The following is an 11,442-nucleotide window of genomic DNA, read 5'->3' as shown; positions in this document are numbered from 1 at the left end:
CGGCTACGTCTGCGATGACCGCCGAGCCGAATAAATCAGCGTTTCCCTAGGGTCTGTTGACAAATGCTGACGGGGGGCTGTTAACCTGAGCGGTAATCTGTTTACATCCTGTATTTTGGGTAGGCAGGATGGCACGAAGGCTGTTGCGTGATGACCAATACGATCGAATTGAAGGACTGCTTCCGGGCCGGGCTGGCTGTCGAGGGCGGCCCGCGGCGAACAATCGCGAATTTGTCGAGGCTGTACTTTGGATTGCCCGCACGGGTAGTCCGTGGCGTGATCTGCCAGAGGAATTTGGCTGCTGGAATAGCGTGTACAGGCGATTTGCTCGATGGCCCAAGCCGGCGTCTGGCATGGCGTCTTTGCGACGTTGGCGGGAGATACTGACTTCGAAGAGGTCTTCATAGACAGCACGATTGTGCGCGCGCATCAACATGCCGCAGGCGCCCCCAAAAAAAGGGCGATCAGGCCCTCGGGCGTTCTCGAGGAGGGCTCGGTACGAAGATTCACGCGCTGGTTGACGGCTTGGGTATGCTTGCAAAATTCCGACTCACTGGTGGGCAGGCCGGCGACAGTCCGAAGGCGCTACCATTGCTGGGTGAGTTGCAGCCAAGGAGTGTTGCGGCTGACAGGGCATACGACACTGATGCACTCATTGCGCATCTGAGCAGCCTCGACGCCACGGCCGTAATTCCAAGTCGTTGTAATCGACGCGAACAGCGTGCACTGGACAAGGACCTCTATCGGTCCCGAAACCTTGTTGAGCGTTTCTTTGCCCGTATTAAGCAGTTCCGGCGCATCGCCACACGATACGAAAAATTGTCAGAGCGCTTTGCGTCCTTCGTTGCTGTGACCGCATCCTTTATATGGCTTGTCTGAGACGACGTCGACTTACAGAAGAGGTCCTATGCGCTCTATTTTTTCGAAGCTTTTCCGAAGGTCAAACTCACACACTAAAGTCGCAGAGACTCCCGTTCAGCCGCTCGACTACGAAAAGTTGATCTTGCTCGATGCTGAAGACCTTGCGGAACAAGGGATTGCCGAAGCTTATCAGCAACTGCTACCGGAACTCACCAAGTACGTTGTCCATCCAGCGGATCTCACAGAAATATTGGATGGCGACGTTCCCAGCTACAAGATTCGATGCGATGGGCAAGAATATCTCGTCTATTCCGCAGAAGAACCAGGCACCGAAAGTGAAAGCTGGGGAAGGGCTACCTATTTCTTCTTCCTGATCGTAAACAAGCAACTCTTGGGCACGGGCGTACAGCTATACGCGATAAACGGCGGCAACGACCTAGGCGCCCTCTTCCTCGCACCAGAAGAGGCGAAGGCCGCGCAAAGCGCGCTTCCACGAAAGACCGACTGGCCTTACATCCCGACGCTGAACGACTCATGGTACGGCCAATTTCATTGAGCTGATTGCCGCCTGCCTTTTGTCAACACACCCTAGAAGGGCGCAAGCCATACGCTTCATCTCACTTCCCAAAACAAAATCTCTTGCGGTTCAGCCGGTCGGACGTCGGCACGCCGATGGCCGTAAGACGATCGCCGGCCCTCTTGCTCCGACAAGGCTTTCTGCCCGATCCATCAATAAAATTGATCGCGACGATGAAAATTATGCGTTTTGCTTGCAGCTCGCCCTGAGGCATAGTTGCGTCGTGTTGACGCACCTTTGAGTCTTTCAGTCATGAACATGCGAATCGAGCCTTCGGTGCTCGCGAATCCGGACCTGCAGTTTGCGACGCTGTCGTCGGGCATCAGCCTGCCGTATGTCGAGCAGGGCAGCGGCGCGCCGATGGTGTTCGTTCATGGTTCGCTCTGCGATTACCGCTACTGGGATCCGCAGCTCGCGGCGCTGTCGGCCCACTACCGCTGCATCGCGCCGAGCCTCAGCCACTACTGGCCGGCCGTCGAAGCCGGCATCCAGGACGAGTTCAGCTGGCAGAACCACGTCGACGAGCTCGCCGAATTCATCGACGCGCTCGATCTCGGCCCCGTGCATCTCGTCGGCCATTCGCGCGGCGGCAGCGTCGCGTTCAACGTCGCGCGCCAGCATCCGCACCTCGTCGAATCGCTGACGCTCGCCGATCCGGGCGGCCCGCTGCAACGCGACGGCGTGCGAGAAGAGGCGAAGCTGCCGGCGGCCGCCATGGCGCTACGGGCGAAGGCGGTGGAGCTGATCGGCAGCGGCAGCGTCGAGGCGGGCCTCGAAATGTTCGTCGATTCGGTGAGCCTGCCCGGTGCGTGGAAGAAGAGCACGCCGCGCTTCCGCGCGATGGCGATCGACAACGCAAGCACGCTGCCGAAGCAACTGCGCGATCCGCTGCCCGCGTATTCGGCGAGCACCGCGGGCGATATCGCCTGCCGCACGCTGCTGATCGACGGCCAGCGCAGCCCGAAGATGTTCCGCAACAACGTCGAGACGCTGTCGCAATGGATCCCCAACGCGCAACGGCAGACCGTCGCCGGCGCGTCGCACGGGATGAACGCGGCAAGCCCGGCCGTGTTCAACCGCTTCGTGCACGAGTTCGTCGCGGCGTAAGCGCGCTGTCGTATCAGGCGGCTTTAGGGCCGCCTTGCCGTGATCGTCGCCAAAGACGACGCGAGCGCCGCCTGCATCGCTTCTTCAGCGGCCGTCGTGCGTCGCCGGCGCCTCCGTTTCGCCATACGCGCGGCGCGTGGCTTCAAGCCGCCGGCTCGCCGTTGCGCGTCACGGCATCCGGCAGGCCGAACACGCAATCGAACGACCAGTTGTAGACGAACGTGAAGATCGGGAAGAACACGATCAGCACCGCGTCGAACAGAAACGCCTGCAGCAGCGATACGTCGAGCCACCACGCAATCAGCGGAATCAGGAAGGTCACGAGCGCGGCCTGGAATCCGATCGCATGCGCGACGCGGCGGCCGATCGTCCGCGTCGTCGCCGCGCGCCGCCGTTCCCATGCCTCGAACGCGAGGTTGTATAGGAAATTGACGGTGACGCCCGTCGTCGAGATCATGACGCCGAGCAGACCGCTCGTCTCCACGCTCGCGCCGCTCAACGCGCCGAGCACCGTCGATGCGATCAGGATCCCGAGCACCTCGAACATCACCACGTAGACGACGCGTCTCTTCCAGCCCTGCATGAATCGCCCCTTCGAATCGAACAAGGTGGCGAGACTAGCAGCGCGTCCCTTGCCTGCAAAAGTCAGGTCCTTTCAATTTTTCTGACAGGAGGCATTGCATGCTGACCAGTGACCACATCGACATGCTGCTGACCGTCATCGACAAGGGTTCGTTCTCGGCGGCCGCGCGCGCACTCGGCCGCACGCCGTCGGCGGTCAGCATGGCCATCGCGAATCTCGAGGCGGAGCTGGGCCTAGTGCTGTTCGACCGCGGCACGCGCGAACCGACACCAACGGCCGCAATGGCCGCGCTGCTGCCCGACGCGCGCGCGATTGCCGAGCGGCTGCACGCGCTGCGCGCGCATGCGCAGCATCTGTCGGAAGGCGTCGAGGACACGCTGCGGCTCGGTCTCGCCGCGGAAGTCGACGGCGCGCCCGTCGCACGCGCGCTCGCGGCCGTTTCCGCGACATATCCGGCGCTCGCAGTCAGCATCGTCACGGCGCCGCAGGACGCGATCGTCGATGCACTGCATCGCGGCGCCGTCGATCTGTGCGTCGCGTACGGCGGGCTCGATCTTCATCCGCAAGAACAGATCCACGCGCTGTGGACCGAGACGCTCGTCGCGGTCGCCGCGCCGACTCATCCGCTGATCGCCGAAGCCGCGCATCCCGAAGGAATCGAGCGACTGTCGGGGTTCCGGCAGATCGTGATCGCCGATCCGGACCGGCCGCTGACCGACGTACGGCCCGTGATCGGCAACCGCACGTGGAAAGTGACCGACATGGCAACCGCGATCGCGCTCGTGACGGCCGGCCACGGCTGGGCGAACCTGCCGGCGTCGGTGATCGGCCGATACGTCGCCGCCGGCGAACTCGCGCCGCTCACGTTCGCGAACATCCGCAACGGGTTGCCGCTGCCCGTGTATCTGCGGCGGCCGAAGCATACGGGGCTCGGCAAAGCCGCGAACGAGCTGGTGCGGGCGCTGCGGGCCGACGGCGACGCGGCGTAACCGCAGCAGGCGCTACCGCGCGCGCCTGGCCGCCCGCTTCCGCGCGGCGTCCCTGGTCCGGCCGCCGCCATTCGCCGCCGCGAACATCTTCATATCGCTCAGCAGGCAATTCAGCAGCGTGTCGGCCGCCACACCGAGCGGCCGCCCCGTCTTCACCAGCAGGCGTGCCTTCGCGGAATCGAACAACGGATGCTCGATCGGCAGCGCGACGAGCTCGCCGCTGTCCAGTTCGCGATAAGCCGCGAACGCGCCGATCAGCGTGATACCTCGATGGCGCTTGACGAAATGCCGCAGCACCGCGAGCGAATTGGTCGTCAGCGTCGGGCGGATCGGCAGGTTCTCCGTATAGGCGAGCATCTGCGCCACCTGACCGAGACCGAAGGCCGGCGGCATCAGCGCGAGCGGATACTCGCCGAGCTCGTGCGCGCGGACCGGGCCGCCGCGCACCGCGAGCGGATGGCCCGCGTGGACGAGCGCCACCACCGGCTGCGACGAGGTCGCGAGATAGCGGATCTCCGGATGCGCGGGCGGGTTGTACGCGAGCCCGATATGCGCGCGGCTCTCGGCCACCTCCTGCAGCACGTTGTTGACCGGCAGCACGTCGACGATCACGTCGAGTTTCGGATAGCGCATGCAGAAGTCGGTCAGCACCTCGTCCATCAGCACGTCGACGTAGCCTTCGCTGGTCACGATCCGTACCTGGCCGGACTCAAGCCGCTGCAGCGCCTGCAGCCGCTCCTCGAACAGTTCCTGCTGCGAACGGCAACCGCGCCAGTATTCGAGCAGATGCGCGGCGGCCTCGGTCGGCCGCACGCCGCGCGCCTGGCGCTCGAACAGCACGACGCCGATTTCCTCCTCGAGCAGGCGGATCTGCCGCGTGATCACGGACGGCGCAGTATTGATGCTGTCGGCCGCGCCGCGGATCGAGCCATGGGTCAGGACTTCATGAAAGTAGCGCAGGCGGCGTTGGTTCAGTTCGCGCATGGGGATTCCGGTGTGTCGTGACGTGTTGCCCGTGGAGCAACATTAGCTCACGAAAGTTGCTCTTGCTCTGCTTTTTCGTCTCTCCGACGATGCAGCCATCGAGATCAATGTTGCAAGACGCCCACGTCACTGGAGACCGATATGTCCGCCGTACCCTCCTCCCGCCACGCAACGGCCCAGGACAGCGCCCCCGTGCAGGCCCTGTATCGCAAGCTGAACTGGCGCCTGCTGCCGCTCCTGCTGCTGTGCTACACGTTCGCGTATCTCGATCGCGTCAACATCGGCTTCGCGAAGCTCCACATGCAAAGCGCGCTCGGCTTCTCCGACGCGGCATACGGTCTCGGCGCGGGCATCTTCTTTCTCGGCTACGTGCTGTTCGAGATCCCGAGCAACCTGCTTCTTCCGAAGATCGGCGCACGCAAGACAATCAGCCGGATCATGGTGCTGTGGGGCCTGACGTCGGCCGGCATGATGTTCGTGCGCGGCGAGACCTCGTTCTACGTGCTGCGCTTCCTGCTCGGCGTGTTCGAGGCCGGCTTCGCGCCGGGGATGATCTTCTACCTGACCTACTGGTACGGCGCGCGGCGCATGGCCGGCGTGATGGCCGTCGTGATGCTCGCGGGCCCGATCGGCGGCATCGTCGGCTCGCCGCTGTCGACCTGGCTGATGACCGCGCTCGACGGCGCGCACGGCCTCGCCGGGTGGCAATGGATGTTCGTCGTCGAAGGGCTGCCGTGCGCCTTGCTCGGCCTGCTGGTCCTCAAGGTGCTGGCGGACCGGCCTGCCGATGCGGCGTGGCTGACCGACCGCGAGAAAAGCCTGCTCGCGTCCGAACTGCAGACGCCCGCCGCCGGCCACCATGCGTTCGGGCAGGCGGCGCGGGACCCGCGCGTCTACCTGCTGGCCTTCGCGTACTTCACGATGATCTGCGGGATCTACGCGGTCAGCTTCTGGCTGCCGTCGATCCTCAAGGCCAACGGCGTGACCGACACGATGCAGATCGGCTTCTATTCGATGATTCCGTACATCGCGGCCGCCGCCGCGATGCTCGCGATCGGCCGACGCTCCGACCGCCGCGGCGAACGCCGGCTGCACAGCGCGGTATCGGCGCTGGTCGGCGCGGCCGCGCTGGCCGCCGCGACCTTCGCCGACGGCCACCTCGCGGTATCGCTCGTCTGCATGACGATCGCCACGGCGCTGACGTGGGCGGCCTATACCGTGTTCTGGGCGATCCCGTCGCAGTACCTGACGGGCAACGCGGCCGCGGGCGGCATCGCGCTCATCAACACGATCGGCCTGATCGGCGGCTTCCTCAGCCCGACCGTCATCGGCGAGATCCGCACCGCGACCGGCAGCATGCAGGCCGGGCTGCTGGTGATCGTCGCGCTGATGGTCGCGGGCGCGGCGGCGCTGATCATGAATCGCCTTCCCGTCGCGACGCGCTGACACGACGCACCGCTTCACGCGCTTCGCGCGGCGCCGTCCGGCCGGATCGGGCGCCGGACGCACGTCGCGCACACCGACCGTTCTTCCTGGATTCAGTCTCATGACCACACGCATCCTGATTGCCGGTTTCCAGCACGAAACCAACACCTTCGCACCGACCCGGGCCGCCTATGCGAATTTCGAGCGCGGCGAGGGATTTCCGGCCATGGTGCGCGGCGCCGACCTGCTCGCGCTGCGCGACGTCAACATTCCGGCGGGCGGCTTCATCCGCGCGGCGCAGCGGCGCGGCTGGGCATTGCAGCCGGTGATCTGGGCCGGCGCGAGCCCGTCGGCGCATGTCACCGAAGACGCGTTCGAGCGGATCGCCGGCGAGATCGTCGACGCGGCACGGCATGGCGGCTTCGATGCGGTCTATCTCGACCTGCACGGCGCGATGGTCGCCGAGCATACCGACGACGGCGAAGGGACGCTGCTGGAACGCATCCGCGACGCGGTCGGCCCGGCCGTGCCGGTGGTCGCGTCGCTCGACCTGCACGCGAACGTGACCGAGCGGATGCTGAGCCGTGCCGACGCGCTGGTGGCCTATCGCACGTACCCGCACGTGGACATGGCCGAGACCGGCGAACGCGCGGCCGCGCTGCTCGAACGCCTGCTCGCGGGTGGCGGTCCGCTGCATCGCGCTGCACGGCGGCTGCCGTTCCTGATTCCGATCAACGGCATGTGCACGCTGCTCGATCCCGCGCGCGACATGTATGCACGGCTGGCGGCGCTGGAGACGGACGGCGTCGCTTCGCTGTCGTTCGCGCCGGGCTTTCCGGCGGCGGACTTTCCCGAATGCGGGCCGGTCATCTGGGGCTACGGCGACGCCAATCCGGTCGACGCGGCCGTGCAGGCGCTATACGACAAGATGCTGAGCGACGAAGCGAAATGGCAGGTGCCGTTCCTGTCGCCCGACGACGCGGTGCGCGAGGCGATGCGACTGGCGGAAGGCGCGAGCAAGCCCGTCGTGATCGCCGACACGCAGGACAACCCCGGCGCGGGCGGCGACTCCAACACGACGGGGCTGCTGCGCGCGTTGCTGCGCAACGGCGCGCGCGACGCGGCGCTCGGCCTGCTGTGGGATCCGGCCGCGGCGGCGGCGGCCGCACGGGCGGGCGTCGGCGCCTGCATCGAGTTGTCGCTCGGCGGCTCCGGCGTACCGGGCGACGAGCCGTTTCACGGACGCTTCGAGGTCGTCGCGGTATCGGACGGCGTGTGCCGCTACGACGGGCCGATGATGAACGGCATGCTCGCTGACGTCGGCCCGGTCGCCTGCCTGAAGATCGACGGCGTGCGGATCGTCGTGAGCGGCGGCAAGGCGCAGATGCTCGACCGCAATCTGTATCGCCTGGGCGGCGTCGAGCCGGAGGCGATGAAAATCCTCGTCAACAAGAGCTCGGTGCATTTCCGCGCCGACTTCCAGCACATCGCGCACGCGGTGCTGGTCGCCAAGGCGCCCGGGCCGATGCAGGCGGACCCGGCCGACCTGCCGTGGACCCGGCTCGCGCACGGCATGCGGACGAAGCCGATGGGCGACGCGTTCAAAGGCGCGTGAGGCGCTCGCGTCGAAACAGCTGGATGAGGATTTGCCGGCAGGTCGGGATCGGGCAAGATTTTCCACGGACCCATCGCGCGCTGCTCGCGACAAGGCGTGACTCGGGGCGGGTGGCGGCACGCCAGCCGCCCCGTCGGGCGAGGCTTGTGCGGCCTGACCGTTAGTTGCGATATGGCGGTATCCCGTGTCACGCCAATCGACGTCGCGATGCGATAAAAAACCCCGGCCGCCGGCAATGCTGAATGACCGAGGTTCATCGATTCGCTGGCCGGCGGCCCCGACGAAGCATCATCCGTCCGCGTCGCCGGCTATCGGCCACCACGCCATCCATCGTCTCGAAGCAATCCGGCCCGACCTTCGCGAAATAATCGCGAGGATCTCTGCCGAAAATCGAGGATTCCGCTTGCCGATTCAGACCTCGAACCCCGCGCTTGCTGCCGAAAACTATCGGGCTTCCAACCGCGCGAAAGCGCTCAAACGTATCTTCATTGTAGATACAAATAACTTGCAATTCGCGCGACGCGTTTCTACAATGGATAAACATTTGGAGCTTGCCATGGAACTCAAGATTCAAAAATGGGGCAATAGCGCGGCGGTTCGTTTGCCCAGCGTTCTGCTCGAACAGATCAACGCGACGGTCGGCAGTTCGCTGAGCGCGGACGTGCGCCCGGATGGCGTGTTGTTGACGCCGGCCCGCCGCAAGTATTCGCTCGATGATCTCGTTGCCCAATGCGACACGAAAGCGCCTTTCCCTGCCGACATGGCTGCATGGGGCGAGGTCAAGCCGGTGGGGCGTGAGGCATGGTGAAGCGCGTCAAGTTCGAGCGAGGCGATATCGTGCGCGTGAGCCTGAATCCGACTCTCGGTCGTGAGCACCAGGGCGACTTTCGTCCGGCGCTGGTGCTCTCCCCGGCAGCGTTCAACGCTTTGGGCGTTGCGCTGGTCGCACCGATCACCCAGGGTGGCGAATTTGCGCGGTTCGCAGGGTTCGCGGTCCCGCTGTCCGGTGCAGGAACCGAGACGCAGGGCGTCGCGCTGGTGAACATGGTTCGCATGCTCGACCTGGAGGCGCGCGGCGCTCGCAAGGTCGAACGCGCGCCTGTCGAGGTCGTGGAAGATGCACTCGCCCGGCTTCAGACGATCATCGAATAATGAAAGGGCTTTTCCGCCAGGCGGATAGTCTCTCTGCTGGACGACTCGAGGCTTACACGGCGGAAGCGGTATAACGCGTGCGGGAAGTTGCACTCCCGATCCGCGTCACCGCGGATCGGGGCTGGTTGAACTTCATGTGGCGCAGCGGCCCGCCGCGAGCCGCCACGCGCGTCGACACGTCAACGCCCCGCGATCTCCGCCTTGGCCGCCGCCCCGCCGACCGCCGTCGGCGCCTCACCCCACCCGCCACCAAGTGCACGGATGAGATTAACGGTCGACACGGCCTGCGCGCCCGTGAGCTGATTCGCCTGCAACTGCGACTGCAACACCGACCGCTCGCTGTCGATCACGTCGAGATACGCGACTTCGCCTTCCTGATACTGCGTCCGCGACAGCGTCGCCGCACGGCGCGACGCATTGACGGCCGCATTCTGCGCGCGAATCTGATCGTCGAGCAGCCGCAGATCGGCGAGATTGTCCTCGACCTCGCGGAACGCGACGAGCACCTGCTGCCGATAGTTCGCGACCTGTTCGTCGTACTGCGCGCGCGCCTGCTGCACGCCGGCCGCGCGGCGTCCGCCGTCGAACAGCGGCAACGTCAGCGCGGTGCCCGCGAACGGTCCGAGCAGGAACGTGCGGCTCGACCACAGGAACAGGTTGCCGAGCGTCGACGCTTCATAGCCGAACGATCCGGTGATGTCGAGCTTCGGGAAATACGCGGACTTCGCGAGCCCGATCCGTGCGTTCGCAGCCGCCATCGCACGCTCGGCCGCCGCGACGTCCGGACGGCGTTCGAGCAGCGCGGACGGCAATCCCGGCGGAATCTTCACCGCGACCGGCACGAGCGGCGTTTCCTTGAACGCGAAATCGGCCGGCGCCTTGCCGAGCAGAATCGCGAGCGCATGCTCGGACGCCGCGCGCCGGCGCGCAACGCCGACCGCATCGGCCTGCGCGGACGCGAGCTCGTTCTTCGCACGCGACACGTCGAGCTCGCTGATGTCGCCCTCGTTGAACCGGCGCTGCACGAGCTTCAGCGCTTCCTCGCGCAGTTCCACCGTACGGCGGTACAGGTCCTGATCGGAATCGAGCTGGCGCAGTTCGAAGTAGTTCTGCGCGACGTCGGCCTGCAGCGCGAGCTGCACCGAACGGAACAGCGCTTCGCTCTGCGCCTGATCGGCGCGCGACGCTTCGACGTTGCGGCTCACGCGGCCGAACAGGTCGGCCTCGTACGACACGGTGCCCTGCGCGCGCCACAGCGTCGCATTGGTCGGCCCTGTGCCCTGTGGCTGGAACTGCGACGCCGACGAGAGCCCTTCGCGCGTCGGCCCGAAGCCGACGCCGACCTGCGGGAACCACTGCGAGCGCGCAGTGCGCGTCGCGGCGCGCGCCTCCTCGACACGTGCGGCCGCGGCCTTCAGGTTCTGGTTCGCGGCGAGCGCCTGTTCCTCGAGCGCGTCAAGCACGGGATCGCCGAACACCTTCCACCATTCGCCGCGATGCGCGCCGTCGGCTGGCTCGGCCGGCTTCCAGGTGCCGGCCTGCTCGCCGGGTGCGAGCGTCGGCGCTTCCTTGAACGCCGTGGGCGTCGTGACGTCCGGGCGCTTGTAGTCGGGGCCCACCGCGCACGCGGCGAGCAGCGTCGCGAGCAGCGTGCTCGCGGCCGCCACCTTCGCGATGCGCATCAGGCCGTTTGTGTTGTGCATGTTGTCCATCTTGTTGTCCTCAAGCATCCGGTGCGGGCACGCCGTAACCGGCCGAATCCTTGCCGGCGACGTGAATCTTGCCGCCCGCGAGCGTGCGCAGCACGACGTAGAACACCGGCGTCAGCATCAGCCCGAACAGCGTGACGCCGAGCATCCCGAAGAACACCGCGACACCCATCGCATGGCGCATCTCCGAGCCCGCGCCCGTCGACGTGACGAGCGGCACGACGCCCATGATGAAGGCGATCGACGTCATCAGGATCGGGCGCAGACGCAGCCGGCTCGCCTCGATCGCGGCCTCGAGCGGCGTCTTGCCGTCGTGTTCGAGCTCGCGCGCGAATTCGACGATCAGGATCGCGTTCTTCGCCGACAGCCCCACCAGCACCATCAAGCCGATCTGCGTGAAGATGTTGTTGTCGCCGTGCGTGAGCCATACGCCGTTTTTT

General features: G+C 65.8%; 11 protein-coding genes and 1 pseudogene. 8 read left to right on the top strand and 4 right to left on the bottom strand.

Translation table 11 applies throughout. The features are described from left to right. The first annotated feature begins 128 nt into the window (after positions 1-128). The 3 genes and pseudogenes from ACSHSS_RS31575 (at position 129) to ACSHSS_RS31565 (ending at position 2,545) form a co-directional block, all read left to right on the top strand. Positions 129-879, top strand: a pseudogene (locus ACSHSS_RS31575) (IS5 family transposase). Positions 880-1,003: 124 nt separating this feature from the next. Then, positions 1,004-1,417 carry a hypothetical protein gene (locus ACSHSS_RS31570; RefSeq protein ID WP_200889641.1) on the top strand — a complete coding sequence of 138 codons (414 nt, stop codon included), beginning with the start codon at positions 1,004-1,006 and terminating at the stop codon, positions 1,415-1,417. 273 nt (positions 1,418-1,690) lie between these two features. Further along, positions 1,691-2,545: an alpha/beta fold hydrolase gene (locus tag ACSHSS_RS31565; RefSeq protein WP_006397251.1), complete on the top strand. Its 855-nt coding sequence runs from the start codon at positions 1,691-1,693 to the stop codon at positions 2,543-2,545. 142 nt (positions 2,546-2,687) lie between these two features. Here ACSHSS_RS31565 and ACSHSS_RS31560 read toward each other — a convergent pair whose 3' ends face one another. Continuing rightward, positions 2,688-3,128, bottom strand: coding sequence for a PACE efflux transporter (locus ACSHSS_RS31560; protein ID WP_006397253.1), 441 nt, complete (start codon positions 3,126-3,128; stop codon positions 2,688-2,690). Between the two features lie 98 nt (positions 3,129-3,226). On the opposite strand from ACSHSS_RS31560, the gene ACSHSS_RS31555 reads away from it, so the two are divergent. After that, complete coding sequence (locus tag ACSHSS_RS31555) at positions 3,227-4,117, top strand: LysR family transcriptional regulator (RefSeq protein WP_006397254.1); 891 nt, start codon at positions 3,227-3,229, stop codon at positions 4,115-4,117. Positions 4,118-4,129: 12 nt separating this feature from the next. Here ACSHSS_RS31555 and ACSHSS_RS31550 read toward each other — a convergent pair whose 3' ends face one another. Further along, positions 4,130-5,101, bottom strand: coding sequence for a LysR family transcriptional regulator (locus ACSHSS_RS31550; RefSeq protein WP_006397255.1), 972 nt, complete (start codon positions 5,099-5,101; stop codon positions 4,130-4,132). Between the two features lie 141 nt (positions 5,102-5,242). On the opposite strand from ACSHSS_RS31550, the gene ACSHSS_RS31545 reads away from it, so the two are divergent. The 4 genes from ACSHSS_RS31545 to ACSHSS_RS31530 all read left to right on the top strand — a co-directional run bounded on the left by ACSHSS_RS31545 (position 5,243) and on the right by ACSHSS_RS31530 (position 9,293). Continuing rightward, positions 5,243-6,547 carry an MFS transporter gene (locus ACSHSS_RS31545; protein WP_039222447.1) on the top strand — a complete coding sequence of 435 codons (1,305 nt, stop codon included), beginning with the start codon at positions 5,243-5,245 and terminating at the stop codon, positions 6,545-6,547. Between the two features lie 100 nt (positions 6,548-6,647). Continuing rightward, positions 6,648-8,141 carry a M81 family metallopeptidase gene (locus tag ACSHSS_RS31540; protein WP_006397257.1) on the top strand — a complete coding sequence of 498 codons (1,494 nt, stop codon included), beginning with the start codon at positions 6,648-6,650 and terminating at the stop codon, positions 8,139-8,141. 556 nt (positions 8,142-8,697) lie between these two features. Then, positions 8,698-8,949, top strand: a complete 252-nt coding sequence (locus tag ACSHSS_RS31535; RefSeq protein WP_006397258.1) for an AbrB/MazE/SpoVT family DNA-binding domain-containing protein — start codon at positions 8,698-8,700, stop codon at positions 8,947-8,949. Further along, on the top strand, positions 8,943-9,293 hold the full coding sequence (locus tag ACSHSS_RS31530; protein ID WP_006397259.1) for a type II toxin-antitoxin system ChpB family toxin: 351 nt from the start codon (positions 8,943-8,945) through the stop codon (positions 9,291-9,293). The genes ACSHSS_RS31535 and ACSHSS_RS31530 overlap by 7 nt, the downstream gene beginning before the upstream one ends. A 179-nt stretch (positions 9,294-9,472) precedes the next feature. On the opposite strand, the gene opcM is transcribed toward ACSHSS_RS31530, so the two are convergent. Then, entirely contained in the window at positions 9,473-11,005 is a 1,533-nt protein-coding gene (gene opcM, locus ACSHSS_RS31525) for a multidrug efflux transporter outer membrane subunit OpcM (RefSeq protein ID WP_445546098.1), read from the bottom strand. A gap of 10 nt (positions 11,006-11,015) precedes the next feature. After that, a partial coding sequence (locus ACSHSS_RS31520; protein ID WP_445546097.1) for an efflux RND transporter permease subunit occupies positions 11,016-11,442 on the bottom strand: 427 nt, incomplete at its 5' end.

This window comes from Burkholderia sp. BC1, assembly GCF_052683555.1.
This window is presented reverse-complemented; position numbering and strand designations above follow the sequence as displayed.